The sequence below is a fragment of the Janibacter zhaoxuefangae genome (assembly GCF_050271985.1).
GTDB lineage: Bacteria > Actinomycetota > Actinomycetes > Actinomycetales > Dermatophilaceae.
Genome location: NZ_CP189849.1, coordinates 1,428,268 through 1,446,758 on the forward strand (window position 1 = coordinate 1,428,268; position 18,491 = coordinate 1,446,758).

General features: G+C 69.6%; 14 protein-coding genes. 3 read left to right on the plus strand and 11 right to left on the minus strand.

What is annotated here, in order from left to right; translation table 11 throughout:
* Window positions 1-11 precede the first annotated feature (11 nt).
* The 6 genes from ACQBAS_RS06750 to ACQBAS_RS06775 form a co-directional block, all read right to left on the minus strand.
* A complete protein-coding gene (locus ACQBAS_RS06750) occupies window positions 12-998 on the minus strand; it encodes a TerC family protein (RefSeq protein ID WP_427383051.1) in 987 nt (328 codons plus the stop codon).
* A gap of 190 nt (window positions 999-1,188) precedes the next feature.
* Window positions 1,189-3,300 (minus strand): excinuclease ABC subunit UvrB, encoded by a 2,112-nt coding sequence (gene uvrB, locus ACQBAS_RS06755; RefSeq protein WP_427383052.1) that lies wholly within the window; start codon window positions 3,298-3,300, stop codon window positions 1,189-1,191.
* A 32-nt stretch (window positions 3,301-3,332) separates the two neighbouring features.
* On the minus strand, window positions 3,333-3,671 hold the full coding sequence (locus ACQBAS_RS06760; RefSeq protein WP_427383053.1) for a hypothetical protein: 339 nt from the start codon (window positions 3,669-3,671) through the stop codon (window positions 3,333-3,335).
* Between the two features lie 16 nt (window positions 3,672-3,687).
* Window positions 3,688-4,905: a dephospho-CoA kinase gene (gene coaE, locus ACQBAS_RS06765; protein WP_427383054.1), complete on the minus strand. Its 1,218-nt coding sequence runs from the start codon at window positions 4,903-4,905 to the stop codon at window positions 3,688-3,690.
* A gap of 101 nt (window positions 4,906-5,006) precedes the next feature.
* Window positions 5,007-6,503 (minus strand): 30S ribosomal protein S1, encoded by a 1,497-nt coding sequence (rpsA, locus tag ACQBAS_RS06770; protein WP_427383055.1) that lies wholly within the window; start codon window positions 6,501-6,503, stop codon window positions 5,007-5,009.
* A gap of 115 nt (window positions 6,504-6,618) precedes the next feature.
* Window positions 6,619-7,170, minus strand: a complete 552-nt coding sequence (locus ACQBAS_RS06775; protein ID WP_427383056.1) for an AMIN-like domain-containing (lipo)protein — start codon at window positions 7,168-7,170, stop codon at window positions 6,619-6,621.
* Between the two features lie 192 nt (window positions 7,171-7,362).
* On the opposite strand from ACQBAS_RS06775, the gene ACQBAS_RS06780 reads away from it, so the two are divergent.
* Entirely contained in the window at window positions 7,363-8,163 is an 801-nt protein-coding gene (locus ACQBAS_RS06780) for a class I SAM-dependent methyltransferase (protein WP_427385593.1), read from the plus strand.
* An 89-nt stretch (window positions 8,164-8,252) separates the two neighbouring features.
* Here ACQBAS_RS06780 and ACQBAS_RS06785 read toward each other — a convergent pair whose 3' ends face one another.
* Complete coding sequence (locus ACQBAS_RS06785; protein WP_427383057.1) at window positions 8,253-9,230, minus strand: DUF3068 domain-containing protein; 978 nt, start codon at window positions 9,228-9,230, stop codon at window positions 8,253-8,255.
* A 162-nt stretch (window positions 9,231-9,392) separates the two neighbouring features.
* Between ACQBAS_RS06785 and ACQBAS_RS06790 the strand changes: the two genes are divergently transcribed.
* Window positions 9,393-10,604: an acyltransferase family protein gene (locus ACQBAS_RS06790; RefSeq protein WP_427383058.1), complete on the plus strand. Its 1,212-nt coding sequence runs from the start codon at window positions 9,393-9,395 to the stop codon at window positions 10,602-10,604.
* On the opposite strand, the gene ACQBAS_RS06795 is transcribed toward ACQBAS_RS06790, so the two are convergent.
* Both ACQBAS_RS06795 and ACQBAS_RS06800 read right to left on the minus strand, forming a co-directional pair.
* Window positions 10,497-14,543, minus strand: coding sequence for an alpha-(1->3)-arabinofuranosyltransferase domain-containing protein (locus ACQBAS_RS06795; protein ID WP_427383059.1), 4,047 nt, complete (start codon window positions 14,541-14,543; stop codon window positions 10,497-10,499). The two genes, ACQBAS_RS06790 and ACQBAS_RS06795, sit on opposite strands and share 108 nt — an antisense overlap.
* Window positions 14,540-15,274: a class I SAM-dependent methyltransferase gene (locus ACQBAS_RS06800; RefSeq protein WP_427383060.1), complete on the minus strand. Its 735-nt coding sequence runs from the start codon at window positions 15,272-15,274 to the stop codon at window positions 14,540-14,542. The genes ACQBAS_RS06795 and ACQBAS_RS06800 overlap by 4 nt, the downstream gene beginning before the upstream one ends.
* A 74-nt stretch (window positions 15,275-15,348) precedes the next feature.
* Between ACQBAS_RS06800 and ACQBAS_RS06805 the strand changes: the two genes are divergently transcribed.
* The gene (locus ACQBAS_RS06805) at window positions 15,349-16,467 is read left to right on the plus strand and encodes a glycosyltransferase family 4 protein (RefSeq protein ID WP_427383061.1); all 1,119 of its coding nucleotides are present in this window, start codon (window positions 15,349-15,351) and stop codon (window positions 16,465-16,467) included.
* A 115-nt stretch (window positions 16,468-16,582) separates the two neighbouring features.
* Here ACQBAS_RS06805 and ACQBAS_RS06810 read toward each other — a convergent pair whose 3' ends face one another.
* Together ACQBAS_RS06810 and ACQBAS_RS06815 are read right to left on the minus strand one after the other, a co-directional pair.
* Entirely contained in the window at window positions 16,583-16,729 is a 147-nt protein-coding gene (locus ACQBAS_RS06810) for a hypothetical protein (RefSeq protein ID WP_427383062.1), read from the minus strand.
* Window positions 16,726-18,465 (minus strand): hypothetical protein, encoded by a 1,740-nt coding sequence (locus tag ACQBAS_RS06815; protein WP_427383063.1) that lies wholly within the window; start codon window positions 18,463-18,465, stop codon window positions 16,726-16,728. The genes ACQBAS_RS06810 and ACQBAS_RS06815 overlap by 4 nt, the downstream gene beginning before the upstream one ends.
* Between the last annotated feature and the right edge of the window lie 26 nt (window positions 18,466-18,491).

Below are 18,491 nucleotides of genomic sequence, written 5' to 3' on the forward strand. Positions count from 1 at the left end.
GGTCGCTGGGGTCAGGCGTCGATGCCCAGGCGTTCGTCGCGCTTGGTCTTCCAGAGGCTCGCGACGGTGGTCACGCCGAGGATGACGACGATGGCACCGAGCGAGACGGAGATCGGGATCTCCGGGACGGACACGTGGTGGCCACCGTTGATGAACGGGAGCTCGTTCTCGTGCAGCGCGTGCAGGATGAGCTTCACGCCGATGAAGGCGAGGAGCACGGCAAGTCCGATGCTGAGGTACACGAGCTTCTGCAGGAGCCCGCCCAGCAGGAAGTAGAGCTGACGGAGTCCCATGAGAGCGAAGAGGTTCGCCGTCAGGACGAGGTAGGGCTCCTTGGTGAGGCCGTAGATCGCCGGGATCGAGTCGAGAGCGAAGAGCAGGTCGGTCGTGCCCAGCGCCAGGATGACGATGAACATCGGCGTGATGAGGCGCTTGCCGTTCTCCACCGTGAAGAGCTTGTTGGAGTTCCACTCCTTGGTGGCCGGCAGGCGACGCTCGACGAACTTGAGGAAGCGGTTCTCCTCGAACTCGTCGTCGTCGCTCTCGCCCTCGCTGGCGAGCTTGATGGCGGTGTAGATGAGGAACGCGCCGAAGATGTAGAAGACCCAGCTGAACTGGTTGATCGCGGCGGCGCCGAGCGCGATGAAGATGCCGCGCAGGACGATGGCGATGATGATGCCGATCATGAGCGCGGTCTGCTGGTAGGCCTTCGGCACCGCGAACTTGCTCATGATGAGCAGGAAGATGAAGAGGTTGTCGACCGAGAGCGAGTACTCGGTGAGCCAACCGGCAAAGAACTCACCCGCGAGCTGCCCACCGTGGCTCACCCAGACCCACACGCCGAAGGCGATCGCCGCACCGATGTAGACGAGCAGGGTGACCGAGACCTCGCGCGTGCTGGGGACGTGCGGACGTCGCGCGATCATGACGACGTCGAAGATGAGTACGGCAGCCGCGACACCGATGGTCAGCAGCCATTGCCAGAGTTGAATGTCCATTACGTGAAAAGTACCTTCCGGTCACCGTAGGGGTCAGTGGCCGGAGGTCTCTCCCGTCCAGAGACGGACCGACGACCCGGGCGCGCTCTGACCCAGAGCATGCCGTGATGACGAATCGCCGCCTTGGGGATACTCCCCTCCACCCGGGAAGTTTCTCAGGCGTCGGTGCCCCACACAACTCCGGGGTGTCTCAGCGTGTCGCCTCGGTCATCTGGCGGAGCTCCTTCTTGAGGTCGCCGATCTCGTCGCGCAGGCGTCCAGCCAGCTCGAACTTCAGCTCCGTGGCCGCCTGGTGCATCTGCGCCGTGAGCTCCTGGATGAGGTCTGCCAGGTCGGCGGATGCCATCCCGGCCAACTTCTCGCGGGCGGTACCGGTGTCCGCCGCCATCGCACCCCGACCACCACGGTCGTTCTTGCCGCGGGACTGGGACCGACCGGACCCGCCGATGAGCGACTCCGTGTCCGCGTCCTCGCGGTTGAGCATGTCCGTGATGTCGGCGATCTTCTTGCGGAGCGGCTGCGGGTCGACGCCGTTGGCCTCGTTGTAGGCGATCTGCTTCTCACGTCGGCGCCGGGTCTCGTCGATGGCCTGCTCCATCGACGGGGTGATCTTGTCGGCGTACATGTGGACCTGACCCGACACGTTGCGGGCGGCACGACCGATGGTCTGGATGAGCGACCGGGCCGATCGGAGGAACCCCTCCTTGTCGGCGTCGAGGATGCTCACGAGCGACACCTCGGGCAGGTCGAGCCCCTCACGCAGGAGGTTGATGCCGACGAGGACGTCGAACTCCCCCAGGCGCAGCTCGCGCAGCAACTCGACGCGGCGCAGGGTGTCGATGTCGCTGTGCAGGTAACGAACCCGCACACCCTTGTCGAGGAGGTAGTCCGTCAGGTCCTCCGCCATCTTCTTCGTCAGCGTCGTGACGAGCACGCGCTCGTCCTTCGCGACGCGCTCGTTGATCTCGTGGAGCAGATCGTCGATCTGCCCCTTCGTCGGCTTGAGAATGATCTCGGGGTCGATGAGTCCAGTCGGGCGGATGACCTGCTCGACGACGTCGCCGCCCACCTTCGCCATCTCGTAGTCGCCCGGGGTCGCCGACAGGTAGACGGTCTGCCCGATCCGGCCGAGGAACTCCTCCCACTTCAGGGGGCGGTTGTCCATGGCACTGGGCAGTCGGAAGCCGTGGTCGACGAGGGTCCGCTTGCGCGACATGTCGCCCTCGTACATGGCACCGATCTGCGGGACGGTCTGGTGCGACTCGTCGAGCACGAGGAGGAAGTCCTCGGGGAAGTAGTCGAGCAGGCAGTTCGGCGCCGAGCCGGGAGTGCGGCCGTCGAGGTGCATGGAGTAGTTCTCGATGCCGGAACACGAGCCGACCTGACGCATCATCTCGATGTCGTAGGTCGTGCGCATGCGCAGCCGCTGGGCCTCCAACATCTTGCCCTGCTGTTCGAGGACCTTGAGGCGATCCTCGAGCTCGGCCTCGATCCCGTTGACGGCACGCTCCAGGCGCTCAGGGCCGGCGACGTAGTGGGAGGCCGGGAAGACATACATCTCCTGCTCGTCCCGCACGACCTCGCCGGTCAGCGGGTTCAAGGTCTGGATGGCCTCGATCTCGTCACCGAAGAACTCGATCCGGACGGCGAGCTCCTCGTACATCGGGATGATCTCGACCGTGTCGCCGCGCACGCGAAAGGTGCCGCGGGTGAAGGCCAGGTCATTGCGCGTGTACTGCATCGTGACGAACTTCCGGAGCAGGATGTCGCGGTCCAGCTCCTCGCCGACCCGGAGCGGGACCATCCGGTCGACGTACTCCTGAGGCGTGCCGAGGCCGTAGATGCAGGACACGGAGGCCACGACGATCACGTCGCGTCGGGTCAGCAGCGAGTTCGTCGCCGAGTGCCGCAGACGCTCGACCTCGTCGTTGATCGAGGAGTCCTTCTCGATGTAGGTGTCCGTCTGCGGGACATAGGCCTCGGGCTGGTAGTAGTCGTAGTACGAGACGAAGTACTCGACCGCGTTGTTGGGCAGCAACTCGCGGAACTCGTTCGCCAGCTGGGCCGCCAGGGTCTTGTTGGGTGCCATGACGAGCGTGGGGCGCTGCACCTGCTCGATCAGCCAGGCCGTCGTCGCCGACTTGCCGGTGCCCGTGGCGCCCAGGAGGACGGTGTCCTGCGCACCCGACGTGATGCGCTTCGTCAACTCCGCGATCGCCGTCGGCTGGTCGCCGCTGGGCGTGTACTCGGAGATCACCTCGAAGGGGGCGACTCTCCGCTTCAGGTCAGTCGTGGGGCGCATGCCCTCCAGCGTAGGCGGGCCCACCGACAACCTCAGAAATCGACATCGACCTCCTGCGCGCTGTGGTCCGCGAAGCCCTCGCGGATCTGCCGCCAGTGTCCGCCCGGACCACGGCGCAGCACCCAGGCGCCACAGGTCGCCAGCGCCGCGAGATCGGCCACGAGCCGCCGGACGACCCCCTCGGCCTCGTCATCCTCCTCGGCGTCCGACGTCGTCGGGACGAGGAAGCGCAGGTGGATCTGGGGCTGCATCCGGACGAGCTCGACGCTCCGGTCCTCGACGCGGTGCGTCCGGGCGAGGAGCCGCTCCGCGCTCGGCAGCAGGCTCTCGGGAGCCACCCCGGGGCGGATGTCCTTGATGTCGATGGCCACGCGGTAGGAAGGCACCTCAGGTAGCGCCCTCGCGGCGACGCACCGGCCTCCAGCCCGTGCGCTGGGCCCACGCCTCGACCCGCTCGTGTGCCTCGTCAAACCAGGGCTCCTTGTCCTGCGCGTACTGCTCCATGGACAGGCCCTTCGCCTCGATCTGCCGCTTGGCGTCCTCGTAGTCGGACCGGGCGGCCGCGTCGTCGATGAGCCAGTCGCGGAAGAGCAGCGCCCAACGCCAACCCGGTGAATCGACCTCGCGCACGTGCAGGTGCACCGCGACCGCGGGATCGGAGTTGCCGTGGAACCGCTTGGGCCAGACCTGCGGTTCGCCGTCGGCCGCCTTCGGGTTGTCCTGCGCCACGTGCCCCACCCGCGGGTAGCCCGCCGCCGTCAGAGCCTGGACGAAGGTCGCCTCGTCGGCGTCCTCGAGCGAGGCGACGCCCAACTGGAGGTCGATCACGTCCTTCGCCACGAGGCCGGGCACCGAGGTGGAGCCGATGTGGTCGAGCGTCACGGCCCGCTCCCCCACGGCGTGCCCGATCCTGGCGAGGATCCGAGCGGCCTGCTGGGGCCACGTGGGGTCCGGCTCGTGCAGGGTGATGACGGGCTCGCGGGTGCGGCGGAGGCCGGCCCGCAGGTTGTCCTCGTACGGGACGAGGCGCTCGTCCCAGAGCCGGTCAACGGCTGCGAGGAGCTCCTCGACACTTCCCTCGTTGGGGAGCCACACGTCGGCGGCCGCGCGGCGCTCCTCGTCGCTGGCCTGGGCACGGATCCGGGCCCAGGCGTCGGCGTCGCCCATGCCCCGGTCCCGGACGAGACGCGCGTGGCGGGTCCCTTCGTCGGCACCGACGACCACGACGAGGTGGTAGTCGGCACCCATGTGCTTCTCCACGAGCAGCGGGACGTCGTGCACGACAATGGCCTCGCGGCCGGCGTCGGCGAGCAGCTCGCGAGTGCGGTCGCGAATGAGGGGGTGCAGGAGCCCCTCGAGGTCACCACGGGCGCCCTCGTCGCCGAAGACGAGGCGACCGAGGGCCGGTCGATCCAGCGCCCCCTCCGGGCCGAGAACCGTGGACCCGAACCGGGCGACGACCGCGGCGAGGCCCGCCGTGCCGGGCTCGACGACCTCGCGCGCGATCTTGTCGGCGTCGATGACCACCGCGCCGCGTTCCGCGAGGCGTGCGGATACCGTGGACTTGCCGGAACCGATGCCACCCGTGAGGCCGATCGTCAACATGTGCCGATCCTAGGAGACGGCAGAGACAGCCCGTCGACGACGAAGGGGGCCCCGCACCGTGATCGGTGCGGGGCCCCCTTCGTGCGTGGAGGAACTCAGGGTCAGTTGCCCGTGAGCTTCTCGCGGAGAGCGGCAAGCGCCTCGTCCGAGGCCAGCGTGCCCTCGGAGACAGGAGCGCTCGGAGCCGACGACGTCGACGGAGCGGCCTGCTGGGACGAGTCCGACGAGTAGGACGTTGGGGCCTCGCCGCCACCGGCGGCAGCCTCGGCGTCGGCCTTGAGGGCCTCCTCGACCTGCGTCTTGTGGGCCTCCCAACGGGCGTGCGCCTCGGCGTACTGCTTCTCCCAGACCTCACGCTGCGACTCGTAACCCTCGAGCCACTCGTTGGTCTCGGAGTCGAAGCCCTCCGGGTACTTGTAGTTGCCCTCGTCGTCGTACTCCGCGGCCATGCCGTAGAGCGTCGGGTCGAACTCCTCGATGGATCCACCGGTCTCGTTGGCCTGCTTGAGGGACAGCGAGATGCGACGACGCTCGAGGTCGATGTCGATGACCTTGACGAAGATGTCGGAACCGACGGTGACGACCTGCTCCGGCAGCTCCACGTGGCGCTCGGCCAGCTCGGAGATGTGGACGAGGCCCTCGATGCCGTCGTCGACGCGAACGAACGCACCGAACGGAACGAGCTTCGTGACCTTGCCGGGCACGACCTGACCGATGGCGTGGGTCCGCGCGAAGTGCTGCCACGGGTCCTCCTGCGTCGCCTTCAGCGACAGGGAGACACGCTCGCGGTCCATGTCGACGTCGAGCACCTCGACGGTGACCTCGGTGCCGACCTCGACGACCTCGGACGGGTGGTCGATGTGCTTCCAGGACAGCTCCGAGACGTGGACGAGACCGTCGACGCCGCCGAGGTCCACGAACGCACCGAAGTTGACGATGGAGGACACGACGCCCGAACGGACCTGGCCCTTCTGGAGCTCCTTGAGGAAGGTCGTGCGGACCTCCGACTGGGTCTGCTCGAGCCACGCACGGCGCGACAGGACCACGTTGTTGCGGTTCTTGTCGAGCTCGATGATCTTGGCCTCGATCTCCTTGCCGACGTACGGCTGGAGGTCGCGGACGCGACGCATCTCGACGAGGGACGCGGGAAGGAAGCCGCGGAGGCCGATGTCGAGGATGAGACCACCCTTGACGACCTCGATGACGGTGCCGGTGACGACGCCGTCCTCTTCCTTGACCTTCTCGATGGTGCCCCAGGCGCGCTCGTACTGGGCGCGCTTCTTGGACAGGATCAGGCGACCTTCCTTGTCCTCCTTCTGGAGAACCAGGGCCTCGACCTCGTCACCGACGGAAACGACCTCGGACGGGTCGACGTCGTGCTTGATGGAGAGCTCGCGGGAGGGGATGACACCCTCGGTCTTGTACCCGATGTCGAGCAGGACCTCGTCCCGGTCGACCTTGACGATGCGACCTTCGACGATGTCGCCGTCGTTGAAATCCTTGATCGTCGCCTCGATGGCGGCGAGGAGGTCTTCCTCAGAACCGATGTCGTTGACAGCGATCTGGGGGGCGGTCTTGGCGACCGTGCTGGCAGTCATGTAGTAGGAACTCCGATGATGGACAGATGGAATCGTGTTGGACACTTCGAGCGCACGCCACACAGTCGTGCGCGCGATAACCCTACTCGTGCCGCAACCGGTCGGTCAAAAGGGGTCACCATGTGTGCGCGACGTCCACGACGAGCCGTGAGCCGCCGTCCGTCCGGAGGATGAAAGCACGCATGGGAAGGCGCGCCCGAGTCCCGACGCCGAAGGTCGTCTGCCCCTCGAAGCTGCCGGCGAAGGCGATCTGCCGGAAGGTGCGGAAGCCGGTCACGTCGACCGCGTTCAGCCTGGGGTGAGGGTCGTAGGTCGGACGCCCCGTGCTGTCGTAGGCCGGGCCCCGAACGATCACTCGCAGATCCGCGGCGCCGCGCAGCCACACCCTGGTCCCCTGCCCCTCCGTGTACACCGGCGCGTACCGGACGTCGTAACCGCGCAGAGTCCCCCGCAGGTCGACGACCATGCGGTCGTAGCAGGTGTGCCGGCCCGCCCGCACCCGCAGCACCTGGGACCACGAGTAGGTCGGCTTGGACTTCGCCCACGATCCCCAGTTGGTGCTGCACGCGGTCGTTCCCGCGGTGGTCTGGCTCGGGGCCGCCTGGCTCGGGGCCATGACGGCGCCCATCCCCACGGCGGTGGAGACGGCCAAGGTCAGGGCCGCCATCCGCCGTCGAAGGGCATGGGCTCGCGGCCCACCCGTCCTCGTCCGCGTCTCCGTTGTCCGAGTCATGGCCCACGCCTTCCTGTGAGGCGCCGCCGCCCCCGACGGACGCTTCTGTCAGCATGCGCCTCGCCGCTCCCCCGCCGGTGGCATTCGCCCGATCCGAGGGTCTGACGGCACGATGTCCGCGTGGACATCCCCCAGTCGAGTCATGGACGAGCACCCGTCGACCACGCCCTCACCGCCGCCGCGAACCGCGCATGGTGGGATGCGGAGGCGGAGGACTACTACGAGGAACACGGGTCCTTCCTCGGGGACGGCGACTTCGTGTGGGGCCCCGAGGGGTGGACCGAAGAGGAGCTCCGCGTGCTCGGCGACCTGCGCGGGAAGGTGGTCCTCGAGATCGGGGGCGGCGCCGGGCAGTGCTCCCGCTGGGTCCGGTCGCGTGGGGCGCACGCCGTGGCGACCGACCTGTCGGGCCGCATGCTCGCCACCGGTGCCGAGATCAACGCACGCCGTCCCGAGGACGCCGTCCCCCTCGCCCAGTGCGATGCCGTCGCACTCCCCTTCGCCGACGAGTGCGTCGACATCGTCTTCACGGCCTATGGCGCGCTCCCCTTCGTCGCCGACTCGGCCGGCCTGCTGCGCGAGGCGGCCCGAGTCCTCAGGCCGGGCGGCCGTCTGGCCTTCTCCACGACGCACCCCTTCCGGTGGGCGCTACCGGACGTGCCTGACGCCGAGGGCCTGACCGTGACGATGAGCTATTTCGACCGGACCCCCTACGTCGAGGTCGACGAGGCGGGGCGAGTGTCCTATGTCGAGCACCACCGGACGCTCGGCGATCGCGTGCGTGAGATCACCGCTGCGGGGCTCCGGCTCGTCGACGTCATCGAGCCGGAGTGGCCGGAACGGAACACCGAGGCCTGGGGTGGCTGGTCGCCGCTTCGCGGTGAGCTCATGCCGGGGACGGCGATCTATGTCGCCACCAAGCCGTGACCGAAGGACCCCTCAACGCGTCAGGTCTGGACAACGACGAGGCCCGCCAACCCTGTGAAGGGGTGGCGGGCCTCGTCGCGTGGTGAGCGTCAGTGTCGGTGCAGGTCCGAACGCCGCACGGTGCCGTCACCGTCGGCACGCTCGTTGAAGACATCGAGCGAGGTGTCGTCCGCGTCGTTCCGCACGTCCGACACGCGATCGGTGGTCGTGTCGGCGTAGCCGCGGTCGTAGTCGTAGGTGTCGACCTCGTCCTGACGACGGGCGCCGCGCCAGAGGAAGAAGCCGGCCAGACCCGACAGGAGCCCCAGGAGCCCGGTGATGAGCGGGAGCTTCCCGAGCAGCCCGAGCTGGGAGCCGCTGTCCTTGGCCGCCTTGACGTTGGCCGCGACGGTCTCGTCGGTGAAGGTGAGGTCCATGTCGAGGACCTTGGTGCCGTCCTCGAGCGAGCGGGACTGCTTCTCGCTCTGCTTGATGATCGAGCCGGTGACCGGGTCGATGAACATCGTCTTGAGCGAGGAGTAGGTGCCCTTGACTCCGCTGGAGATCTCAGCGGACTCGTTGGCGACATCGGTCACGAAGCGGTACGTCTCGAGACCGTCGATCTTCTCGACACCGTCGAAGGTGGCATCGACCGTGTGCGCCAGAACGCCGTCCCAGAACGGGTAGGTCTTCTGCTCGACGTCGAAGGGGAACTTGTTGACGAGACCGTCGTGTGCGACACCGTCGCCGATGTACTTCTCGTCGTTGACCGCGACCGCCGACTTCCGGTTCGTCGCGAAGGTCTCCTGGGTCGCCGACACGAGTCGCTTGTCGGGGTCCGACTCGTCGACGCAGTCCGGTGCGTCACCCTCGGGGTCGGCGATGAGGCACGTGAAGGTGTCGAAGACGACGACGTCGCCATCGGACTTCTCGCCGTTGCTGACGGTGCGGCTCAGGGCCTTGATCGGGCTCGCCTCCCCCGTGGGCAGGACGGACGCGTTACCCGCGAGACGAGTCGTGCTGTCGACATCCAGGGGGGTCTTCTTCAGCGCCCCCGGGACATACACGAGGGCCAGGAGGGCAGTCATCACGAGGAAGCCTGCGAGGCCCATCAAAACTAGGCCGACGATTCTGCGCATCTGCTGGACACCTTTGTCTCATGGGGCGGAATTGCTGAACAGTACCAGTGAGTACGCCCCGCCCGCTCGGATGTCATGGCGTGTCGAACGCCTCCTCTATCCTCAGCCTTCATGACCTTGACCGGACCGGAGACGACGCACTCACCAGCGCTGTCCACGGTGCCCGCGCTCGACGGTCTGCGCGGCCTGGCCGTCGCCGGAGTCGTGCTCACTCACGGTGCCTTCATGACCGGTTTCGGCGCGTCCGGCGGCCTTGTCGGTCGGCTCTTCGCCCGTGGCGACTACGGGGTGTCCCTGTTCTTCGCACTCTCCGGGTTCCTGCTCTATCGGGGGCTCACCGTCACCGCGGCCCGGACGGGCCGCCTTGACCTCCGCGGTTACGCCGCCCGGCGTGCCGCGCGCGTGCTGCCGGCCTACTGGCTCACGCTCGCGGTCGTCGTGCTGATCGTCGACCCCGAGCCCCGGTCCTCGGTCCTCAACGCGCTGGGGATCCAGATCTATGTCCCGGACGGGGCCATCCCGGCCTTCGGGCAGGCCTGGAGCATCGCGACCGAACTGAGCTTCTATGCGGCGCTCCCCTTCGTCGTCATGCTCCTCGGGTGGCTCCGTCGCCGCAGGCCCAACGGTCCCATGGCCGTCCTCGCCACAGCCCTCGTCGTGATGTCCCTCATTCCTCTCCTCACGGGCCCGGCGAGCTACGGCGAGGACCTGCTCCTCGAGCGCTGGTTGCCGTGGCGCGCGCCCCACTTCCTCATCGGCATGGTGTGTGCCGAGGCCCTCGCCGTGCCCCATCACCCCCTCGCTGCGGCGCTCGCTCGACGCGCCCGCGACCGGGTCGGTTGCACCGCCGTGGCGGCCGCGAGCTACCTCGCGGCGACGACCCCGCTGGCGGGTCCGCTCGACCTCCAGCCCGCCTACGGGTTCACCCTCCTGATGAGGGTCCTCTGCGCCACGGTGATGGCCGGCGCCCTGCTCGTCCCCGTGGTGCTGGCTCCCCCTTCGAGCCCTACCCACCCACTGGCCCATCCGGTGGCTCGCTGGCTGGGCAGCATCAGTTACGGCGTCTTCCTCTGGCACCTACCGGTCTTCACCGCGCTCTTCGCGCTCAGCGGTGTTGCCTACTTCCGGGGTGGACTGTCCCCGCTCCTGGCGATCGGCGTTCCCATCACCCTGTTCCTGGGCTTCCTCAGTCTGCACCTCGTCGAACTGCCGGCCTCACGTGGCGTCGCGCGCCTGCTTGCCCGGCGCCGCCAGGGCGGCCATCGTCACCACGGCGATGATCGCCAACCGGATGCCGCCCTCCAGCCAGGCCGGGCCGAGTGACCCCGGGCTGACGACTGCCTGAAGGAGCCCGCACAGGGTCAGTGTGCCGACGACGATGGCGGGCGCGCTCCACGTCGGCGCGGTGCGGCCGAGAAGACGGCTGGCCACGCCCGCCAACAGGGCCGCGACGAGGCCGGGGACCCCGGCGACCACCGCCCCCAGGACTCCCGCCACCCCGACGACGACCCACCCACCGGCTGCCCATCGGGCCGGTGCGCGCGCCGTCTCGGGGGCCCTCAACGCGTGTTGTGGAGCACGTGATCGCGACCGTGCCCCTCGCCCGACGACGATGGCGCACCCGAGGAGGCCGAGCGCCGCCACCGCGCCGATCGCCAGGACGACGCGATAGGTCCGGTCTGGTCCGAACTCGATGACGATGTCCCCGGCGCCACCCGCGGGCAGGACGAAGGCCTGCCGCCGGCCGTCGATGACCACCGGCTCGAGCGGCGTCTCCCCCAGTCGAGCCTCCCAGCCGGCGTTGGCGTTCTGGTCCATGACCAGCACGCGGTCCTCGCCCGACGCGGCGATCGTGCCCTCCCACGGTGTCTCGTCGGACAGCGTCGCATCGCGACCCAGTGGGATCGCGACGTCCCGGGATGCACGCTCCGAGGGACGTAGTGCGGCCGACGCGATCGTCAGCCCCTGCCACCGATCGACCGTCACCGTGTGGGTGAGACCGTCGCCGAACGTGACGTCGCCACAGGCCTCCCAGGTCCCGGTCCCGAGGCCGAGGACGGCATCCCGGCTCATCGTGGCTCGGGTGCGCGCCGTGCGCCCATCGACGACGACGCGAGGTCCCTCCCCGCACGCTGCGGAGATCGTCTCGTCCGGAGCATCAGGCTCGACGCCCTCGATGTCCAACTCCTCGAGCTCGAGGGCCGCCAGGGGCGCCGGGGCCGCATCGGTCCCCGGGACGCGAACGAATGTCAGCCGTAGGACCCTTCCGGTCGTCGGCGGAATCTCGACCGTCCCGTCCGCCTGCAGTCGTCGCGTGTACTCGCGGCCGCCGACGTCGATGACCACGGCTGGTGCCGCCCGACGGACCCAGCCGTCGCGCGCCCGGAAGCGCAAGGTCGTGATGGACGTCTCGCGTCCCAGTCCGATCTCCAGCTCGGGAGAGTCGTCACCGAAGGCCGGGCTCCAGGCCGTACGGGCGTCACCGTCGAGCATCGCCGCCGGCTGCGCCATGACGGACTCACTACGTGCGCTGCTGGCCTCCACGGAGACGCCCTTCCCCCGCGTCAGCGCCGTGGGAGCGCTGGTCGAGTCGCGTGTGAGCGTCCCGCGCAGCGTCCAGGAGCCCGCGAACGACCCCGTCAACGACCGCCCCATGTCCCCCGACTGCTCGGGCTGCGCAGCGGCCGTCCCCAGGCAGACGAACTCGCCCGCGTCCGTCGCGCATCCGTCCCGACCGCGGAGCCCCTGGCCGAGGAGGATGCCCTCGACCGGGGCGTCGGTCTTCGCTGCGGGGAGCTGCAGGAGCTCGCGCGGCGCCACTCCCGGGATCGTGACCTCCGACAGGCCCGTGATGCCCTCGGCCGGCGTGCCGGACTCCGTCGAGAGGATCTCCACCGACACCGACGAGTACCGGCCCCGAGGGAGCCCGACACGGGTCGAACGACCGGTCAGGCTCGCCGTCACGACGACGTCATCGGCGCGAACCGCCACCCGCGTGGGTGCCGCAGGGTTGATGCCGTCGGCGCTGACGCCGTCCGCCCCGGCCACGACGACCTCGTCGATCGCCGTCGACCCGTCGAGCCGCACGGTCAACCTCGGGCGCTCGTCCCACATGGCCAGCCAGGCCGTCGTCGTGTCGCCGTCGAGTGCGGCGAAGGGACGACGGGCCGGTCGAAGGCCGCCGAACCCGAGGTCGTCGGCCATGGACGACGACGCGCGGACGTCCTCGATGCCGGTGTAGGTCGTCGTCGTGCGCAGGGATCCGTCGCTCCAGACGTGATAGTCGGGGGCCCCCTTCGCTGCGTCCGACGTCAGGGTGCTCGTCCCGTCCTGCCCGCGGGGCGCCCCGAACCAGCGGATTCTCGCCCGGTTGCCATCCGTCTCCACGCGTCGGGTCGGGTCGAGCAAGTCGTTCCGGTCGCCGTCGAAGAGCACGGGACCGGTGGCGAGACCGGACTCGGCCAGCGCCGCGAGGTCCTCGCTGGCGCCTGAGGCCGCGGTGACGTCGGCGGCCCGCCACACCTCCACCGGGGAGGCCGTACGGCCGGGGAGTTCGTAGATCTCCACGGGTCGAACACGGGCTCCCGAGGCGTCGATGAACGGTGTACCGAAGGCCTTCACCAGGGACACACCCGCCGTCGCGCGCACCGAGGAACGGGCCAGCGCCACGGGCGGCTGGCCGGACTCGGTCGGCGACAGATCGTTCCGGACGATGACGAAGTGGGTGCCTGCGGCACTCAGCACCTCGGCCCCTCCGTCGAGCGAACGTCCCGTCTGCAACCGTCTCTCGATCTCGTCGAGCAGCCGGATCGTGCCGGCGGGAGCCAGGGGCACGGCGTCGCGCACGGCGTAGGACGCATCGGTGAGGGGCCGCAGGGGCTCGTCGATGGTCCGCCCCCACGAGTACTCACCGAAGTTCGCTGCCGGCACGACGAGCGCCTGCCCCTCGGCCTCGTGGGCATCCAGCCAGCGCCCGGCGTCGCGCCAGTGCTGCGGCATGTCCTCAAAGGTTCCTCGGACGGCGATGGCCCCGGAGAAGGCGGGTGCCGCTGCGGCGATGACCATGAGGCTCACCCCGACAACGGCCCCGGTGGGCAGCCAGGCGACGGCGGGCCTCCAGCGGAGGGCCTTGCCGACGAGATGCGTGAGGCCGACGGCCAGGGGCAACCGGACGAGGAGGTCCACCTTGTGGATGTTGCGAAGGGGGGCCAGCGGCCCGTCGAGCGCCGCCTGCGCCTCGTCGACGAGAGGGGAAGCCAATGCGCCGGCATGGGAGAGCGACAGGGTCACCCCACCCAGAATCAGACAGGCCCACAACCACCGACGCTCCGGCACGTCACGGGTGGCAAGTCCGCCCAGGCCGATCGCCGACACCGCCGTTGTGAGCACGATGAGCCACGGGGACGTCGCGATCTCGAAACCGGCCGGCCACCATGGCCCTCCGGGCGTGGCGACGTGTCCCAGCCAGTGCGTCGTCCCCCGCACGACGTCGAGCATCCCCACGGGCAACATGACGGCGCGTGCCGTCTCGATCCAGTCGAGGAAGGGCGGCGAGTAGCGGCCCATGAGCAGCAGCGGTCCCAGCCACCAGGCCGTGGCCGCCAGCACGGCCGACGGCCAGGCCCACGTGATCGGCTGAGCCCACCACCGGGGACGGGTGACGAGCCAGAGCCCGGCCGGCACCAGCGCACACACGGCCGCAGTGGCATTGACGCCGCCGAAGAAGAGCACAGCCACACCGCTCAGGGTGGCGGCGCGCCCGGTGGACATCCGCCCAGACGTGGCAAGGACGAGCGGCCACAGGACCAGCGGTGCCAACAACTGGGGCTGGATCTCCGCGCTCAGCCCGCCGATCGAGGACACGGCCCGAGGCGCGAGGACGTAGGCGAGGCCGCCGATGACGGGCACGTGCCGGGGCCCGGCACCCAGGGCGCGCAGGAGTCCGATCATGCCGATCAGGCCGGCGGAGAGCAGGAGCGCCCACCACAGTCGTTGCACCACCCAGACCGGCGCCACCTCACTGCCGAGGGCGAAGAAGGGACCCATGGGGAAGAGGTAGCCGTAGCCCTGGTTCGACAGCCCGCCCCAGCTGACCTGGGAGTCCCACAGGTGGAGGGACCGGGCCAGGAATCCCCACGCATTGACGTAGAGGTCGTTCTTGGTGTCCTCGGCGATCCGGCCCGGAGTCACGGACCACGCCACCGCCCACACGGTGATGAGTGCGGCGAGCGTGGCCCCATCGGGCAGCGCTCGGTTCCTCACGTGCGGCGGAGCACCAGCATGAGGTTCCAGCTCAGGACCTCACGTAGGCCCGGCACCTTCAGCAGCGGGTCGGCCCAGTCGGGGTGGTAGCGCGGCGCTGCCTCCACCAGGACCGCGCCCTCCTGCCTGCGCGCCCACCGCAGACCACCAGCGGCTGTCGCGGCGTGCATCGTCTCGCCGAAGCGGTTCTTCGGGGGGTGACCGTGGACTCGCTCGTAGCGGCGGCGCGCGCGGTGCCCACCGAGGAGGTGCCACGGGGAGGTCTCGTGTCCACCCCAGGGTGAGGCCCAGACCGTGTACGAGATGAAGACGAGTCCCCCGGGCTTGACGACACGCAGCATCTCCGCACCGAGGACTCCGGGCTGGGTGACGTGTTCCATCACGTTGTTCGACATGACGATGTCGAACGAGGCGTCCGGGAAGGGCAGGTGCTCGCCCCGACCGACGACCGCGCCGTGGCCCGGCCCCGGATCGAGCGACTCGCGCTCGAGGTCGACAGCGACGTACCGGGCACCCCGGTCGACGAATCGCCGGCCGAACTGCTCCTGCCCGGCACCGACGTCGAGAACCGTGCGACCGTCGAGCGCCTCGTGGCGAGTGATGAGCGTGATCGTGTCATCGGCGACGTCCGTGTAGAACCGCTCGGGGTCGGTCTGCTCGACGAGGAACGATCGGAAGAGGCGGGCGGACCTTGCTACTGTTCGGTATCTCTCGCTCGGCACGGTTCGCATGGGGGCATCTAACCATCCTCGCGGGCGGGTTGCCTGAGCGCGACGACGACGTCGGAATCAGAACGAGGTGGATCGTGGGCCTGCGCATTCTCATGCTCAACTGGCGGGACATGCAGCATCCCGAGGCGGGTGGCGCCGAGAAGTACCTCGTCACCGTCGCGCATGGACTCGCGGCCCGAGGACACGAGGTCACCTTCCGCACCGCGGCGTATCCTGGCGGGCTGGCGGACGAGGTCGTCGACGGCGTCCGGTACATCCGCAAGGGTGGACGCTTCGACATCTACGCCCGCTCGATCGTCGCTCACCTGATCCGCCGGTACGACGTCGACGTGGTCGTCGATGTGCAGAACGGCGTCCCGTACCTGAGTCCACTGACCCGGCGCAAGCCCGTCGTCAACCTCGTTCACCACGTCCACAAGGAACAGTGGCCGGTCCTCTTCGGGCCGCGTCTGAGCCACGTGGGCTGGCTGCTCGAGTCACGGCTCGCGCCCGTGGTCTATCGGCGCACCCCCTATGTCGCCGTCAGTGATTCGACCCGTCGGGAGCTGATCGGTCTGGGGATCGATGCGGAACGCATCGAGGTGATCCACAACGGCACGGACGCCGCCCCTCTCGGCGAGGGTCGGCGCTCGCTCCACCCCTCGGTGATGGTCCTCGGCCGGCTCGTCCCGCAGAAGCGGGTCGAGGTCGCCCTGCGCGCCATCGCCGACCTCCGGGCCGATCACCCCGACATCACCCTGGACGTCGTCGGCTCCGGCTGGTCACGCCCGCATCTGGAGGACGTCGCCCGGGAGTTGGGCATCTCGCAGCACGTGACGTTCCACGGCCACGTCTCGGAGGACGAGAAGCACGAACTGCTGGCCAGGGCGTGGGTGCACGCGTTGCCGAGTCTCAAGGAAGGGTGGGGACTCGTCGTCGTCGAGGCCGGCGTGCACGGCACGCCCACGGTCGCCTTCACCGAGGCGGGCGGACCGCAGGACTCGATCGTGCACAACGTCACGGGACTCCTCGTCGACGGTGGACAGGGCGAGTACACCGCCGCTCTGCGCACGCTCATCGAGGACGACGACGTCCGTCAGCGGATGAGCGACGAGGTCAGCGTGTGGGTGCGCCGTTTCCACTGGGACGAGACGGTCGATCGGTGGGAGCGGCTCCTCGAGCGCGTGGCGTCCACGCCGGGGCCGGGTCGCTGACCCGATGATCCCCGCGCCCGGCGACCGTCGGGCGCGCTGCCCCGCGGGCACAGCAAGGCCCTGCAACGTCGAACGTTGCAGGGCCTTGCGCGCGCGGATCGAGTCCGGGCGAAACTCAGGGGGCGTCGTAGACGACGACCGTCTCCGACTTCTCCGGGCCGTTCGCCGCGGGCGTCACGGCCGACACGCCACCGACGATGGTGAACAGGGCAAGGATGGCGCCGGTCACGACGGCGCCGACAGCGGCGAGAGCACTAGTCATGGAACAGAGGCTAGCAGAGCACGGCGTCGGCGCGCGGCGATTGCGGTGCCGACACCCACCGCCATCGCGGTGAGGAGCGTCACGACCCACCCGGTCACGATCACCGCCCCGGTGGTTGATCCGCTCGCGGCCGGTGTGGCGACCTCGACGACGAGCCACTGCGGGCTGTCCACGACCGCCGGGCCCATGGCTCGCAGGGCGGGGACGTCGACGTCCTGGGTCGTGCCGAGCTCCGCCGCCACGTAGCGCACCCCGGCGTCCTTGAGCGCCTCGGCCGGAGCGGTGCCGGACTCGATGGCCACCGACACCCCCGCGGCGCGAACGCTCTCGCCGCCGATCCTCCCCGAGCGCAGCGGCAGCGAGTCGTCGTAGAGGACGACCTCGTCGATCATCCGCGGCGCCAGGGTCAGCGAGACCCGGCTGTCGTTCCAGTCATAGCGTCGGTACTGGCTCCACGGGAGGAGACCCACGTCGCCGGCGGGCAGTTCGTTGACGGCCCGGATGTCCGTGCGATAACTCGCGGGGACCACGGTGGCGTCGAGCCTGCCACCGATGCCCCACACGAGTTGTGGCGACAGGACGATCGGCAGGCCGATGAGGAGGCCGACCACCGGCCCGGTGAGACCTGTCGGGATGCGACGCAGGCACTGCTGCACGAGCACTCCGAGCCCGGTCGCTGCGCAGATGACCCATGGCCCGACGAACTTGTGACTGTCACGCAACAGCCCGCCGCCGGGGAGCCCGGCCACGAGGGCCGCCCAGCTCGTCGACGCCGCGGGAATCGCGCTCCAGAGGACGATCGCCCCGAAGACCAGAATCACCCCCGCCAGGCACCGACGCGCCGCACCCCTGGTCGACGACATCAGCGCCAGAACGGCCACAGCGCACACGGCCGCCGATGCGACCCCGATGAGGAGCTGGTCTCGGGGCTCGGGGTGGGTGGCGACGTTCCAGAATCCCCCGCCACCGAGCAACGACCCGATGACGCCCACGGGAGAGTCCGCGACGGGCCCGAACGCGTGCACGCCTGCGACGTCACTCGTCGGCGACGACGCGAGCGACGGGAGGATCCATGCCGCGCCGACGCCCGCGGTGACCAGTGCGGCGAGCGCGGCGACCCGGGCCAACCCCCACGATCGCTCCGAGAGCGCGCCGACCGCGAGCACCATGACGGCCGCTCCCCCGACCAGGACCAGCGAGTTCGCGCCACCGAGGCCCCCGAGGACGAGGGTGGTGAGGACCTCGTGCCCGGCTCGCTCGCCCCGCACGCACCGCAGGGCGGCCCGGAGGGTCCACGGGAGCACGGCGAGTCCGAGGATGACGACCCACTGGCCGACGAGCAGTCGCTCGGAGACGAAGGGGTTCCACACGGCCGCGACCACGGCCGCACAGCGAGCAGCCGTGCCGGCGCGGGGCAGCACCTCGACCACCAACGCCGACGCGCCGAGCCCCAACCCGATCAACAGTCCCAACAACACGAGGTGCTGTGCCAGCGAGGCGCCGAGGACCGTCCCGAGCAGGACGGCGACAGCGTCGCTCGGGACGGCGCGCGGAGCGGGGGTGTCGATGCCCAGGACGAAGGCGGTCCACCGAGGGTCCGGGGACCACGGCATGTCGTGCGTGATGGCCACTCCACGGCCGAGGGCCGGACCGAGCACGACCACCGCCTGGACGACCGCCACGAGCAGCGGAACGACCGCCCGGGCGGCGTGCCCCCGGGGCGGCGTGCGTGTCATGACACAGGAGCCTAAGTCCCGCGACC